This is a genomic window from Ruegeria sp. HKCCA5763 (assembly GCF_013034545.1).
Taxonomy (GTDB): domain Bacteria; phylum Pseudomonadota; class Alphaproteobacteria; order Rhodobacterales; family Rhodobacteraceae; genus Ruegeria.
Map to the genome: position 1 here is coordinate 83837 of NZ_WQGF01000014.1, position 15159 is coordinate 98995.

13 protein-coding genes are annotated in these 15159 nt (G+C 55.3%); 5 read left to right on the plus strand and 8 right to left on the minus strand.

The features are described 5' to 3' along the window. Positions 1 to 20 precede the first annotated feature (20 nt). The 7 genes from GOV89_RS19860 to GOV89_RS19890 all read right to left on the minus strand — a co-directional run bounded on the left by GOV89_RS19860 (position 21) and on the right by GOV89_RS19890 (position 6390). Entirely contained in the window at positions 21 to 1001 is a 981-nt protein-coding gene (locus GOV89_RS19860; RefSeq protein ID WP_171238887.1) for a zinc-binding dehydrogenase, read from the minus strand. Continuing rightward, the gene (locus GOV89_RS19865) at positions 998 to 1759 is read right to left on the minus strand and encodes an SDR family NAD(P)-dependent oxidoreductase (RefSeq protein ID WP_171238888.1); all 762 of its coding nucleotides are present in this window, start codon (positions 1757 to 1759) and stop codon (positions 998 to 1000) included. Before GOV89_RS19865 ends, GOV89_RS19860 begins: the two co-directional genes overlap by 4 nt. Further along, positions 1752 to 3059 carry a histidinol dehydrogenase gene (gene hisD, locus GOV89_RS19870; RefSeq protein ID WP_171174107.1) on the minus strand — a complete coding sequence of 436 codons (1308 nt, stop codon included), beginning with the start codon at positions 3057 to 3059 and terminating at the stop codon, positions 1752 to 1754. Before hisD ends, GOV89_RS19865 begins: the two co-directional genes overlap by 8 nt. Before the next feature lie 12 nt (positions 3060 to 3071). Beyond that, positions 3072 to 4400: a TRAP transporter large permease gene (locus tag GOV89_RS19875; RefSeq protein ID WP_171238889.1), complete on the minus strand. Its 1329-nt coding sequence runs from the start codon at positions 4398 to 4400 to the stop codon at positions 3072 to 3074. An 11-nt stretch (positions 4401 to 4411) separates the two neighbouring features. Continuing rightward, entirely contained in the window at positions 4412 to 4924 is a 513-nt protein-coding gene (locus tag GOV89_RS19880; RefSeq protein ID WP_171174111.1) for a TRAP transporter small permease, read from the minus strand. A gap of 111 nt (positions 4925 to 5035) precedes the next feature. Next, positions 5036 to 6181, minus strand: a complete 1146-nt coding sequence (locus tag GOV89_RS19885) for a TRAP transporter substrate-binding protein (RefSeq protein WP_171234234.1) — start codon at positions 6179 to 6181, stop codon at positions 5036 to 5038. 23 nt (positions 6182 to 6204) lie between these two features. Continuing rightward, positions 6205 to 6390 carry a hypothetical protein gene (locus GOV89_RS19890; protein ID WP_171174115.1) on the minus strand — a complete coding sequence of 62 codons (186 nt, stop codon included), beginning with the start codon at positions 6388 to 6390 and terminating at the stop codon, positions 6205 to 6207. Between the two features lie 136 nt (positions 6391 to 6526). Between GOV89_RS19890 and GOV89_RS19895 the strand changes: the two genes are divergently transcribed. The 5 genes from GOV89_RS19895 to GOV89_RS19915 all read left to right on the plus strand — a co-directional run bounded on the left by GOV89_RS19895 (position 6527) and on the right by GOV89_RS19915 (position 13346). Further along, positions 6527 to 7561: a LacI family DNA-binding transcriptional regulator gene (locus GOV89_RS19895; RefSeq protein ID WP_171238890.1), complete on the plus strand. Its 1035-nt coding sequence runs from the start codon at positions 6527 to 6529 to the stop codon at positions 7559 to 7561. Between the two features lie 182 nt (positions 7562 to 7743). Next, positions 7744 to 8943 (plus strand): integrase arm-type DNA-binding domain-containing protein, encoded by a 1200-nt coding sequence (locus tag GOV89_RS19900; protein WP_171238891.1) that lies wholly within the window; start codon positions 7744 to 7746, stop codon positions 8941 to 8943. 437 nt (positions 8944 to 9380) lie between these two features. Beyond that, a complete protein-coding gene (locus GOV89_RS19905; protein ID WP_171238892.1) occupies positions 9381 to 11237 on the plus strand; it encodes a BTAD domain-containing putative transcriptional regulator in 1857 nt (618 codons plus the stop codon). An 89-nt stretch (positions 11238 to 11326) separates the two neighbouring features. Further along, on the plus strand, positions 11327 to 11695 hold the full coding sequence (locus GOV89_RS19910) for a nuclear transport factor 2 family protein (protein WP_171238893.1): 369 nt from the start codon (positions 11327 to 11329) through the stop codon (positions 11693 to 11695). 367 nt (positions 11696 to 12062) lie between these two features. After that, positions 12063 to 13346 carry an adenylate/guanylate cyclase domain-containing protein gene (locus GOV89_RS19915; protein WP_170756997.1) on the plus strand — a complete coding sequence of 428 codons (1284 nt, stop codon included), beginning with the start codon at positions 12063 to 12065 and terminating at the stop codon, positions 13344 to 13346. Positions 13347 to 13601: 255 nt separating this feature from the next. Here GOV89_RS19915 and GOV89_RS19920 read toward each other — a convergent pair whose 3' ends face one another. Continuing rightward, positions 13602 to 14936: an adenylate/guanylate cyclase domain-containing protein gene (locus GOV89_RS19920; protein WP_171175851.1), complete on the minus strand. Its 1335-nt coding sequence runs from the start codon at positions 14934 to 14936 to the stop codon at positions 13602 to 13604. Between the last annotated feature and the right edge of the window lie 223 nt (positions 14937 to 15159).

Below are 15159 nucleotides of genomic sequence, written 5' to 3' on the forward strand. Positions count from 1 at the left end.
GGCCTCCAAATCTGGCGGGACTATGCCCAGGGTCTCAGGATAATCTTGGGAGCGGCCACAGCACCAGAGCGGATATCGCGAAATGCCTGCGCCCCTTCAGCCAAGGCGCGTTCCTCAGCCCAGTCCAACGCGCCCAGCCGTCCGTCAAAGATCGCTTCTGCCGTCTCGCGGAAATCCCGAGCGGTATAGGTGTATGTGCCGATGAAGGTTATTTCCTGCAACGTCATGCGGCGCACGTCCAGACCGCCGGTGTCTTCGCCAAGACCTACATGCGCGATCACGCCGCCGGGGTCCGCGACGGCTGATGCGACGGATCGTGTTGCCGCATATCCCACAGCGTCGATAACGAGCGGGAAGTTTCCAATCGCAGCGTCCGCGATTTTGAAGTCCTCAACCTTCTGCAGATAAGTCCGGCGCAAGGCATTGGGTTCTGCAATTGTGACATCTTCGACCTCCATCGCACGCAAGGCCAATGCGGCGGCAAGCCCAATCGCGCCGCCGCCTATGACCAGAGCGCGACGAGGCATCGCCGGGTGCAATGCTTCCAGCGCCAGCCGCGCCGCATGCCAACTGACGGCCAGTGGTTCGGCCAAAGCGGCCTTCGCAAACGAGACATGATCCGGTACAACAACCAGATTTCTGTCCGGCATCGAGACAAACTGCGCAAACGCCCCTTCGCGTGGTGGCATTGAAATGATCTGACGATCCGGGCACAGATTTTCACGACCTGCCACGCAGGCTGGACATTGACCGCAGCTCACCAGCGGATTGATCGTCACGCGATCTCCTGCGCGAAGACCTTCGACAATCACCCCGGCGGCCTCATGGCCAAGGATCAAAGGAGCCGGTCGCCGCGCATCATGGCCAAGATACGCGTGCATGTCTGATCCACAGATGCCTACGGCTTCAATCCGGATCAGATGTTCAGATGCATCGGGTACTGCATTCGGCACATCCCCGAACTCCATCTGCTCTACACCTTTGTAAACCAGTGCTTTCATTTGGCTGTGAACCCCCCATCCACCATCAAAACCTGCCCGGTCACATAGTCCGAGGCCCGTGAACACAGGAAAAGAATCGGTCCGTCGATATCCTGCATCCGACCATTGCGTCCGATGCAGGTTTGCGCCGCATTCCGCTTGGCACGCTCGGGGTCATCGAACACGGCCTGCGTCAGTTCTGTGGGGAAGAACCCCGGTCCGATGGCATTTGCAGTAATACCAAAGGGCGACCATGCCTCGGCCATCGCGCGGGTCAATTGCCCGATCCCCGCCTTGGTTGCGCCATAGGCGATACCGCCGGGAAACGCGCGCGTTGTTTGCAGCGAAGCAAAATTGACAATGCGCCCCCACCCCTTTTCTTTCATCGCAGGCACCATGGCCTGACTTAGAAAAAAAGGTGCGCTGAGGTTCACCGCCAGCGTGGCGTCCCACCCTTCTGGTGTCACATCATCGGCGACCTCACGCGTGTTTAGCCCAGCCGCATGAACCAAGATGTCGGGCGCGCCGAACTTGGCGCTGACGGCTTCCGCCACGTGCTCAATTCCGTCACGATCAGCAACATCGGCTTCCACCGAAGCGGCCCGAGACCCAATCTCGACTTGCAGCTGCGCCAACGCATCTTGGCGTCGAGCCACGCCAACAACCTGCGCGCCTGCGGCTGCAAGCGCGTGTGCCGCTTGCCGCCCCAGCCCCGAGCTTGCGCCGGTGACACAAGCCACCCTGCCCGTCAGGTCAAACAAGGCGCGCGGGTCATCCATCTGCGGTCAGATCGAACTGCTCATCCGGGAAATACTTGGCCAAACGCACATCTGCGGCGCGTGCATGCCCTTCCATCCCTTCCAACCGAGAAATCCGCGCGGTGGCGACGGCAATGGGCTTGGACCCTTCGCGTGTTGCCCGCTGCCACGTCACGATCTTCATATATTTGTGGACACTCAGACCACCGGTATAGCTGGCCGCGCCAGAGGTCGGCAGAACATGATTGGTTCCGGTGGCTTTGTCGCCGTAGGATACAGTAGTTTCCTCACCCAAAAACAGCGAACCATAACAAGTCAGCCGGTCCAGCCACCAATCCAGATCCTCGGCCTGCACGGTCAGGTGTTCGGGGGCGTATTCATCGGAACACGCAGCCATGTCTTCGCGATTATCGCAGACGATGACTTCTGCATAGTCCCTCCACGCGGCTGCAGCGTTTTCCTTATTCAATTCGGGCAAATCGTCGATCAGCTGCGGCACCAGGTCCATGACTTTCTGAGCCAGAGCACGATCATCCGTCACCAGCCAAACCGGAGAGTTATACCCATGCTCGGCCTGACTGACCAAGTCTGTGGCGACCACATGTGCATCTGCGCTGCTATCGGCCAGAATCAGGGAGTCAGTTGGTCCTGCGATCATATCGATACCGACTTTGCCGTAAAGAATGCGCTTGGCCTCGGCCACGAACTGGTTGCCCGGCCCAACAAGGATGTTTGCGCGTGGAAGGCCGAATAGACCATAGGTCATTGCGGCCACGCCCTGCACGCCGCCCATCGCCAGAATACTGTCGGCCCCGCAAATATGGGCCGCATAGACGATCGCTGGCGCGACCCCTTCGCCCGGACGGGGCGGAGAGCAGGCGGTGATGTGGCGGCACCCGGCAACCTTGGCCGTGGTTACAGTCATGATCGCACTGGCGATATGGCTGTAGCGCCCGCCGGGCACGTAGCACCCTGCCGCATCTACGGGTATGGCCTTTTGTCCCGCCACAACTCCGGGCACGATCTCGGTCTGAACGTCCGACACAGTGGCCTTTTGTGTTTCGGCAAAGCGACGCACATTGTCATGGGCAAAGCGGATATCGGCTTTTAGTTTCTCGGGCACCAACGCTATGGCCGCGTCGATTTCGTCCTGGGTCATCAGGACATTTCCGTCGAACTTGTCGAATTTGGCGGCGTATTCCAATGCCTTGGCGTCGCCTCCGGTCTCGATATCAGACAGGATTGTCTTGACCGTATCATGCACCTCGGTCGCATGAGACTGCGCCGTCAGGGTTGCCTTTTTCAGATAGTCACGGGGCATGTTGCAAAGGTCCTATTGGTAGATTTCAGGAAGCAAGGTGGTCGAGACAGCTGGTACGTAGGCGATCAAGAGCACCACGATCAGCATAGTCAATACGAAAGGCACGGCCCGGGCGGCAATCTTCAGAATCGACTCGCCGGTAATGCCAGACACAACGAACAGGTTCAGACCCAGCGGTGGCGTGATGAAACCAACACCCAGCGCGGTGATCATCATGATGCAGAACTGGATCTCGTTCATACCGATATTGTCGGCCAAGGGTTTCAGGATCGGTGCCAGGATCACGATGTTGGGCGTCGTTTCCATCACGCACCCCGCAGCGATCAGAATGCCGATCATCAACAGGATCAGCAGATAAGGATCATCCGTCAGCGACGTTACCGAGGCCACGAACCCCTGGGGCACGCCCATGATTGCCAGCGCTTCGGCCAACGGCGCGGAAAAAGCGATGATGGGCAGGATCACCCCGTTCACTTTCGCCGAGCTGACCAACATGGACGGGAAGTCAGCCAGCGTCAGCGTGCGCAGAATAAACCCCATGATGATGGTGACCACCACGGCGGTCGCACCGGCCTCGGTCGGCGTCAGTCGGCCCGAAAAGATGCCGTAGAAAATGATGCCCGGCACGATGAAAGCGTACCAGCCTGATTTAAGGGCTTTGCCCAAGTTGGACAACCATTCACCCATAGTCATTATGCCGCCGCCCTCATAGGCGTATAGACGATTCATGATGATGTTGGTGATCAGGATCGATACCAGAATGGCCAGTCCTGGGATCAGAGCGGCCAGAAACAGTGTCGAGGCGGAAATACCCAGAACAAGGCCGATGATGATGTATGCGATAGAGGGTGGGATCAGAATGCCGGTACAGGCCCCGGCGGCCACTAGTGCACAGGCATAAGGGCGCGGATACCCGCTTTCGACCAGACGGTTGATGGTCATCCGGCCCACGGCAGCAGCGCCCGCCGCGTCCGAACCCGAGATCGCCGCGAACATGCCGCAGACAAGCACGGTGGCCGAGCCGAACCCGCCCTTGGCGAAGCAGGTCAGCGCCTCGGCCACGTCCAGAAACTTGCGCGACAATCCTGTACGAACCAGAACGTCTCCGGTCAGGATGAACAGGGGCACAGCGGTCAGCGCGAATGCATCGATACCGGTGAAAAGGCTTTCGCCCACCAAGCTTAGCGGCAAGTCGCCAGACATGATCAGCATTACAATAGCTGCCGACCCAATAGCGGCCCATACAGGCACGGCCATGGCGATCAAAGCAACGAAAAGAATTACAGGGACATAGAAATCCCAGCCGAGTTCAACGGTTTGATTGAGGGAATTCCAAAGCATTCAATTTCTCCTCAGTCAAACAGCTTGTCGCCTTCGAAGACGGGGGTGCCGTCTCGCAGACATTTCAGATCGCGTATCAGGGATTGGATCAGCCGCCAGATCATCAGCGCAAACCCAGTTGGAACGGCCATGAGGAACCAGACTTTGGAAACCCGCAGACCATCCGTCACCGAGCCGAATTTGGCCGAGACATGAACCGCCTCGTAAGACCAATAGAGCGCGATCACGGCCACGACGAACATCACCAGATCGCCGAAAATATACAGTAACGCCTTGGGGCGCGGTCCAAGGTAATGCATGATGACATCAATGCGGATATGCGCACGTTCCTTGACCGCAGCGGCGGCCCCGATCCAGGCGAGGTAGATGAAGGAATAGCGTACGATCTCTTCGCCCCAGATCGAGGAGTAAGCGAAGATCTCACGCCGCAGCACTTCGATCGCCATGGTGATCACCAGCATCACGTAGAACACCAGCAGCAACCAGCGCTCTGCGTTTCGGTCTATGTTATGAAGAATGGCCATCTGATCCTCCGGCGACAGCACAGCCAGACCCTCGCCCGCCGTGGCGGGCCGATAACGGGCTGACTGCAGAAAACAATCGTGGACGCCCGGATGGCGTCCACGGATAGCGCCTTAGGCGTCGTGAACGTAGTATTTGCCCTGCGTTCCGGCGGCTTCGACCAGCTTTTCGAAGTTTTCCATCGACCCGGCCAGTTCGGTCTTGAACGGATCCCAATCGGCGTTCTGATAGCCGCCCGCATCCTGCCATTCGGCCAGTTGGTCTTCGCTGAGCGAGTGAAATTGGACGCCTGCCTTGTTCAACTCGGCCATGGCGTATGCACGTGCTGACGGAACTTTGGAGAGGTTCTGATGCGCAGTCATTTCAGACCCCCACATGATGCCTTCCTGAACATCAGCGGGCATCGAGTTGAACCACTCGAGGTTACAGGAATAAACCTGACTGTCCGGAACCGCCTGTGTGAAGGTTACATGGCTCAGGATGTCCTTGAAGCCAAAGACAAACAGCGCCCCGACCGAGGGGTCAAGCGCATCCGCGACACCCTGCTTGATGGCCGAAGGCGTCTCACCCCAGGCAACAGGCGTCGGGTTGGCACCAACCATACGGTAATACTGCTGGAGCATCTTAGAGCCGGGAACGCGGAACTTTATGCCACTCATATCGCCCGGCGTGATGACCGCATTGCCACCCTGCCGAACCGCGACAACACGCGGGTCAATGTTAACGTAGAACAGGGCCTTGAAGCCCGCAGCTTCGACCTTGGGATGAACTTCGTTCTTCCACGTGTCAGAATGGACAAGATTGGTAAAACGCTGGTTCGAACCGCACAGATAAGGCATGTTGATCAGGTCAACAGTCGACGCAAAAGGCGCGAAGTTCGAAAGCGAATGCTGCGCCGCCTGAATGGTCCCGCCCTGCACTTTCTGAACGAGGGACCCGCCAGCACCCAACTGCCCGCCCGGTGCCAGTTTGACATAGACTTTGCCATTAGTGGCGTTCTGGATGTTCTCTTTCAGGTCCAGCTGCATGATTGGATAGCTGCGTGAGGCGCCCAGAACGTAGGCCGTGGCGACCGTCATCACATGGTCTGCAGCTTGCTCGCGCTCGCGCTCTTCCTTAGCGGTCTGCGCTGCGGCCTCGGACGACCACAACACCCCGCCTGCCCCGGCTACCAAGGCAGCTGTGAACGCACCACTTGCGCTCAGCTTAAGAAAATTACGGCGTTCGGCTGACGCCAGTTCGGTCTTGTCGTTGTTCATGAATTGCCCTCCCAAGCAAAAATTCAGCTACCGTTTGTTGCGTCGCGGTCAGCTTCCTTTTTCAGAATTGCGACAACGAACAAGATCGACGCCGCGAACAGAACCAACATCTCTCCAACGTCCCCAAGAAACGCGCTGTTCGCATAGGCACCAAGGGCGACGTTGGCGAAGTAGATCGCAAAAACGACAGCAGATGCAGCGACAAACATATTCGGGGCTCCCAATAGAATCGGCTCTCAAATTCATTTGTAAGCGCTTACATGATAAATGCAAGCGCTTACATAACCACTTTCATCACACCCAAAAAACGCATAACTTAGGGCAAACGGAACTAAGAGTTTGAAAATGTCAAAGCACCGATCCGCACCGACGCTGGATGACGTTGCCAAGGCGGCGGGTGTTTCCACCGCCACGGTGTCGCGCTGTCTGAACAATCCGCAACGCGTTGTTGAAACGACGCGCCAGCGTGTTTTGTGCGCGGTTGATGAACTGGGATATACGCCAAACTTTGCAGCCCGAGTGATGGCGGCAAAGCGGTCTTTCACAATCGGTGCAATCATTCCAACGATGGAAAACTCCATTTTTGCGCGCGGTTTGCAGGCGTTTCAAGAAGAGATTCACAAACGCGGTTACACGCTGCTTGTCTCAAGCTCTGCCTACAAACCCGAAGCCGAGGAAGAGCAGATCAGAACTCTGGTTGCGCGCGGCGCTGACGGGCTTTTGCTGATCGGTCATGACCGTGAAGAACGGATCTATGACTATCTGGAACGGCAAAAGATACCAGCGCTGGTTGCTTGGTCTTTCAACCCAAGCAACCGCACACCTTCGGTAGGATTCGACAACCGGCAAGCCATGAAAACCTTGGCGCAACAAGTTATCGCGCTTGGGCATCGACGTCTCGCCACGATTTCAGGCATCAGCAAAGGCAACGACCGTGCTCGGTTGAGAATCGCGGGCATCAAAGACGCGATGGCGGAAAGCGGACTGCTGCCAGACGACCTGATCGTAGTGGAAACCACTTATGAAATCGAAAGCGGTGCCGACGCTTTAAAGAATCTCATGTCTCAAACCCCTGCCCCGACGGCGGTTCTGTGTGGCAATGATGTTCTGGCCGTGGGCGCAATGCGCCAAGCGCAAGAGATGGGACTGAGCGTGCCTGACGAAATCTCGATCACCGGGTTCGATGACATCGAATTGGCCTGTATAGTTTCACCTACTTTGACAACGGTTCATGTCCCCCATCGTAAAATGGGTCAAAAAGCAGCATTGGAATTGATACATATGATTGAAACAAGCGCGCCCGGACGTTCCGTTGAACTGTCCACCCGCTTGGTTGCGCGAGATTCTTTGACCGGGGCAAAGGAAAACCAGATCCGTTAGACTCCGCATGGCCGTGGCGTGCTCTGGAGCGGGTAGCGCGCACCATGTTGCTGTTGCAACATGTTGCAAATCGAACTTACATCCTTGTCCATGTTGCATTTTGCGAATTTGGCTTGTAGCAACTTGTGTCAACATGTTGCAAATCAATCCACCGCAAGTGTGGGGCAGAATGTGGGGCAGATATGGCAAGAGGAAATAACCGACTTTCCGCGATTCAAGTAAAGAACGCACCTCCAGGCAGCGTCGTGCAGGATGGCGGCGGCCTATCCCTAAAGCGGTCGCAGAGCGGCGGGCGCTGGACATTCCGTTTCCAGATCAACGGAAAGCGGCGAGATATGGGCTTGGGCTCTTACCCTGACATGTCCCTGTCTGATGCACGTAAAGAACGATCTAAGTGGGCCGCCTTCGCGGAACGCGGCGAAGATCCGATTGCGGAGCGTGAGCGTAGGCGCTTAGAGGAAGAAAACAGCCAGAACGACCCTACGTTTGAGGAAATGGCACAACTGGTGTTCGATGGGCGCAAGGAGCGTCTGCGCGGCGATGGCAAGCGAGGCATGTGGTTTTCGCCGCTCAAGAACCACGTAATCCCCAAGATCGGCAATTGCAGAATCAGCACCCTGCACCAGCGCGATATTCACGATGCCTTGAAACCGATCTGGCGCACCAAGCACGAGACTGCCGACAAGGCGATGTACCGCACTCGCATGGTTCTGCGGCAGGCAAAGTTGATGGGCTATGAGGCGGAACCGTTCATCTGTGACGCGGCCCGTCATATGTTGGGTTATGTCGAACGCGTTCAAAAGCCCCTGCCCGCAACGCCTTGGCAAGAGATCCCTGATCTGTATTCGCGGCTGGATCAACATCACCCCTCTTACCTGGCTCTGCGTTTCACGATCCTGACGGCGGCGCGCGGGATGCCAGTGCGCGGGGCTCGATTCGATGAGATTGACGGCGACGTGTGGACGGTGCCGAAAGAGAGGATGAAAGGCGAACGAGGCAAAGTGCAGGATTTCCGTATCCCTCTATCGACCGAGGCCATGAACGTGGTTGAGATATGCCGCGAACTACGGCGCAATGACTTCCTGTTTCCAAGCCCGAGGACGAACAAAGGCGTCAGCGACGTTGCCATGGCGAAGATACTGAACCACCTGAATGAAATGGGTCGCATACACGGTTTCCGGTCGTCGTTCAGGATGTGGATTCAGGACAATGAAACGGCAAGTTTCGAAACCGCGGAAACGGCCTTAGCCCATGCCATCGGCAATAAGGTGGAGCGGTCCTATGCGCGCTCAGATCTGCTGGATAAGCGACGCGTCCTCATGCAGAAATGGGCCGATTTCGTAACCCAGACCGAAAGCAAGATATTGCAGCTTCGCGGTTAAATAGGCAGCGGCTCGGTTCGTTTACGACACAATTTTTGTGTACTCTGGGGGCAAGACCTGAAAACAAGCATATTTTCAACTGCATCTTCAAACCAAATAGCGGACGTTCGTCAAAATTTGGGCTGTGACCGAGTTGCGGACCAAGCGACAGTCTAACGCAAGGCTTGATAGGCAGTTCAGAAGGGTAAATGTGCCCGATGCAACCTTTGTGAAAGGCACAAGTGATCCACATGAAATGATCAATGGCTGCGTTCTACCAAGCACCACGCATGCCAACGTACCCCCCCCGTTCTTTGAAAATATAATCAAAACCTGATCGCTAATTTGCCAAAATGAAATGAAGAGGCGATCATCAATTGCCTAAGCGGCAAGGATCAAAGTAGGTGCCTGAGAGATTTCTATCTGCAAAATTGTGTGGGTCTCCCTCCTTCGAACGGATGGATGGCGCGGCGGTGCACTTTCCGACAAAGCGCGGATTAGCGCTTCTTACGTATCTTGTAGTCAGGCCCGGAGAACGTATTCCCCGCGATGCATTGGCAGATTTGCTATGGGGAGACCGCGGCCCGAGCTCTGCCAAAACAGCGCTAAGGGGCACCATCTACGAGGTCAAAAAGGCGCTCGGATCAAATGCGAGCAAGGTACTGGAGGTCCATCGCAACCATCTGTGCGTCGATCCTGATACCGTCGAGTCCGACATAGTGAGCGATTTGACTCCCGCTCAGGCGGCGGCGTTTCTCTCGGGCTTGGAAATCGGATCGATCGCTTTTGATGATTGGACTTCTGAGACGCGAGTGCGACTGACCAAAGCTGCATCAGCCAAAGCAATGGATGCTGCAGAAACCGCTCTGGCCGAAGGAAACGGCGAGCGCGCACTCGAAATCGTGACAGAACTTATCGCGATAGACCCGCTCGACGAACCGGCGCACCGCTTGTCTATGAGAGCGAAAGTGGCGCTTGGTCGACGTCCCGATGCGCTTAAGGACTTTGATGACCTACAAAACCTTCTGCTCCAAGAGCTAGACGCGCAGCCTGACGATCTGACATTGGAGCTGAATGAACATATCCGACGAGGAGAAAGGCTACTGCCGCGAGAGAAATTGGAGCGGCCTTCAGTGCCTTCGATTGCAGTCATGCCGTTCGTTGACAGAACCAGCGAGGCGCGACACAGCCACATTGTTGAGGGATTGTTTGAGACGATTGCAAGCGGCCTATCGCGCGACCGATCACTCTTTGTGATCTCGACAGCATCAACATCTCAGTATCGTTCTCTTCCAGTCAAACCGGCGGAAGTCGCCAACGAACTTGGCGTTCGGTATCTGGTTGAGGGACGCGTGCGCATGGATCCCGCACGATTGCGCCTTGATGTCCAATTAGTCGATGGCGTCCGCGGCGCCCTTGTCTGGAGTGAGACCTACGATTGCGAACGACCCGAGATGCTAGAGATACAAGATGAGATAGTCGCTCGCATTGTTGCAACGCTACGTGGCTACAAAGGCGTCATACAACGAACTGAATTGCGAAGGGCTCGGTCGAAGTCCGAAGTTGATCTGACGGCCTACGACCTATTGATGCAAGGTATGGCCCTAAAAGAACACTTTTTGAAAGATGACATGCGCACCGCTCGTTCGTTATTTGAACGCGCGATATCGATCAGCCCGACGATGGCGGCGGCATATGGCTGGCTGGCATGGACGTGGTTTTTCGAGGTTTACATGGGTTGGACGGATGAGATCGAGGCTGCATTAGATGAGACTTTCCGAGCCGCCCAAAAAGCCGTCGAGCTTGACCCTGACTTGGACTTCGCGCACTGGGCATTAGGTGCGGCCTACTTAGCCGCCGGTGACAATGAACAGGCATTGTCTGGCTTTCAGCGCGCTTTGGACCTGAATCCAAATAATTCCGATGCGATGGCGAACATGGCCTGGCCCCTAGTCTTTACAGGGCGGACGACCGAAGCTCTCGATAAGCTTCGTCAAGCAACGCGTCTCAATCCGTTTTATCCCGATTGGTACACTTGGGGCATTGGTATGGCCCTTTATGCACAGGGCGATTGTGTCGAAGCAGCGAACGAACTCGCGCAAATGACACAACCCAACGACCAGAGCCTTGCCTTCATGGCTGCTGCATTAGCCGAGGACGGTCAGGCTAAGAAAGCTGCAGATGCGCGGAACAAACTACTGGCTCTTGCCCCACATTTCGAGGTCAGTCGCTGTCTCAATGCGCTTCCTTTTTGCGACGCTTCAATCACCAACCGTTTTAGAGCATCCTTGGTTGGCCTTGGGTTACCCGATTGAGGAGCTAGCGGCTCCGACTGCGTTCCGACGATTTTCCGACGTTCGATTCTCAACATGGTACTCATGGTCGACATGAGGAGTAAACAACCATGCTACAGAACGACAAAGATGCCATCCGCGGAGCAATTGGCCGCTATTTTGAAGGTATGAAAACCGCCGATGTTGCTCTGCTTAAGAGTGCTTTCCACGAACACGCTAACTTCTTCGGTGACTTTGGACCCGACCTTTGTGAAGCACCGATCCAAGGCCTGTTCGATTGGGCTTCATCGGAACTACAGCCCGGTCAAACAGGGCCCGACCATCGTATGGAGATTGACGACATTCGTGTGTTCGGCAATGTTGCTGTCGTGCAGTGCCGTGAACTTGGATTTATGGGCGGCGACTGCGACGAGGTCTTCATGCTGGTGAAGTCTGCTGGCGGCTGGTTGATCACTAACAAATCATGGGCAGATGCTTAGACTCAGGTAATGCCTCCGCCGCTAGTATGGATCAAACCGGGCTCGCAAATGCAGTGGCTCGGTTTGGTTTCGAAAGTTAGAGCGACTTTGCTCAATCATAAAGGTCTGCTGTGGGCTCAAGGCAGTCATATGAGTCTTTCAGTCAGATGACGGCTTAGGAACGGAAAGCGGTCATTGATGGTGGTCATTCCGAGAAATTTCGCCCGAAGGTCTGCATTGAACGGCAGCGGTCTTTCGCTGCAACTTGCTTGAACTTCTACTTTGCGGACAAACCTGCCTCCGCCTGGCGTCCGCTCTGCAATTCTCTGGTCTCGCAAGCCTTGTGTGATATCCATGTTGAAATGTGATCAGGAACCGAGGGCAAATTGTGCCGGACTCACAGGACAACGCTTATGAACAAACCCTTCGAGCCGAACTTGTTCGAGCGCGTGACCGTGAGGCCGCGACGCGGGAAATCCTGACTGTCATAAGCCAAAGCCGCGACGATGAGACGCCAGTTTTTCAGACAATCGTAGAAAACGCAGCGCGGTTGTGTAGTGCTCCGATGACCTTTGTGGTTTTGATCAATGAGGACCATACCGAATGGAAAATTGCTGCTGCCACGGGGGAAGCGACTACTATGATGAAGGTCGGCAACGTCTTTCAAGTCGGCCGAGAATTTGCACCTTACAAAAGCGTCAAAACGCGTCGGATCGTCGAAGAACCTGATATACGCGAGACGGAGTTCTACAAATCCAGGCATGCGGATGCGATAAAATTGGTGGACGTCGATGGTATCCTGTCGCGTGTGTTCGTCCCGCTTGTTTCGCAGGGGAAATCTCTTGGCAATCTGGTTCTGCTGCGACGAGAGGTCGGCAAATTCGCACCTGACGACCTGCTTTTGGTCGATAACTTTGCCACCGAAGCCGTCATCGCCATCGAAAACGCGCGACAGTTTAGAGCCTTGGAAAAGCTGAATGCAGAACTTGGAGACCGCGTCGAGGAACAGGTAGGCGAGATTGAGCGAATGAGCCGTCTTAAACGCTTTCTTCCAAACGCTGTCGCCGACACGGTGATCTCCTCAGGCTCTGAGGCCTTGTTGAAAAGCCATCGCTCCCTTTTGGGTGTTATTTTTTGTGACATTCGTGGGTTCACGGCATTTTGCGAAACTGCGGAACCCGAAGAAACCATCGAGGTGTTGCAGACCTATCACGAGGAAATGGGGAAGCTGATCAACGCGCATGGAGCGGGCGTCGACCACCGCATGGGCGACGGGATTATGGTGCTGTTTAACGACCCGTTGCCCTGCGAGGACCCTGCCGGTGACGCGGTTAGGCTCGCGGTCGCGATGCGCGCTAAAATGGTTGAGTTGTCCAAGCAATGGAAGCGGCTTGGTCATAGACTTGGGTTTGGCGTGGGCGTATCGCTCGGATATGCAACTGTAGGCATGGTCGGGTATGAAGATCGATCAGACTACACCGCCTCGGGCACTGCGATCAACGTGGCGGCACGTCTCTGCGATATGGCCGAGGACGGTGAGATACTGCTCAGCACCCGCGCGGCGATCGCCGTGGAAGAGGAATTCCCGTCGGTTTCAGCAGGAGAGGTCACGCTCAAAGGTATCCGCGAACCAGTTGAGGTTTTCCGGATGACTTTCGACAATGCAGAGTAGAATAGCAGGCATTGGCGACGGTTGCTCTGAAGGCCGCTTTGGGCCTCAAGGCAGTCATCCGAGTCATTTTGTCAGATGACTGCTGTCGCGCGCTAAGCGGCCGTTGCTTGTCTGAAATTTCCGATTTTTGATTTGGGCGACCGCTTTCATGAAAACCAGACGCTAGCCAGAAATTGGCGAATGACTGAGTTGCGGGACGAAGGCGGCGTTCGCTGCGGCTCTGAATACTTCGAAAGTTTGCAAAAAACCGTATGTCTAGAGATGAACCGAATAGATCGACCACTTCTCCGAAAACCCCTTAAGCAGATGTTCGCCCTCATCCCTCAGGTTATGGCCTGAGCCGGCAACCAAGTCTCGCACGGTTCTGGAGACGAGCAATTGATCGGCTTCTGCTAGTGCTGATACGCGGGCGGCTAGATGGACAGCCACACCTGCTATTTCGTCGCCGCGAAGCTCACATTCCCCTGTATGCAAGCCACAGCGGACAGAAAGCCCCAAATCACGAGCGATGGAAACGATTTTCTTTCCGCATGATATGCCCCTGCCAGGACCATCAAAGGTTGCAAGCAGTCCGTCACCGGTTCCTTTTACCAGTCGCCCATTATGCTCAGTGATGGCTTGAGCACACAGTTGGTCATGTTGGTTAAGCAGGTCTTTCCACGCAGCATCACCCAATTGATGGGCAAGATCCGTAGATCCAACAATATCGGTAAACAAAATAGTCGCCAAAACTCGTTCGCTCGGAAGGAGGGGTTTCTCACCGGTGACGTAGGCCTGAATTTCTTCAATGATCCTTTCGGAGTCTCCAACCCAGGGAAAATGATCTTCCCCGGGCAGCTCCTTGAACTGGGCGCCTGAAATCCGATCTGCAATCCAACGCCCTTCTTCTATATGCGCGTCTCGATCACCAGTGCGGTGCAACACGAGAGTTGGCACGTGGACGGCGGGGAGAACATTGGTCAAATCTATCTCGGTATTCATCTTAAGAAGAGTCACAGCCGCACCGGGACTGGCGCTTCTCCTTAGGTATGCGCATGTCCGTCGCATAAATGCCTCATCATTGGCCTTGCTGGGCGCATAGTGCTCCAAGTCCATCAAGTTACCCCACTCTCGTTCGACGAACTCATAGTCCTTTTGACGTTCTTCAGGAGTGGGCGCCCAGGGATATTCCGGGCTCCATATGCGCTTGCCGAATGCGCCAAACATAACAAGCGCAGATGTTCGTTCAGGGTGTGATGCGGCAAAGAAAGCGGCTAGGTTGCCACCTTCTGAAAAACCGATCAGTGCCGCGCGCGACGAGTTTGCAGCATCCATAACCGCAAGCAAATCGTCAGCGCGTTCTTCAAGCGTAGGCAGTTGATCGTTTGAAACCCTGTCTGAAAGGCCAGTTCCACGCTTGTCAAAAAGGATCAATCTCGCAAACGACGCAATTCTGGACAAGAAACGGTTTAGCGTCGGTTCCTCCCAGCAAAGCTCCACATGAGAAACCCAACCAGGCACATAAACTACATCTAAGTCACCTTCACCGACCACCTGGTAAGCGATGTGAGTATCCCCGCTTTTGGCGTACTTGGTTTCAACTGGGTTCATCTCAGACTAGCGTTCTGCAGTTGGAAAAGTTGATCCAACATATCATACAGATATTGCGTAAGAGAGGTTGAGTTTCTTGTCAGCGAATTTGAGGGAATAGCCAGGGTCGCCAAAACTTCCGTTCTGGGCTCGATGCGGGCATTCAGTTAATAACGCCCAATGTATGCAATGCGGACGTAGCGGTCATTGGCTTGAAGTCTTTTTAAACAACAGCGTCGTCCTT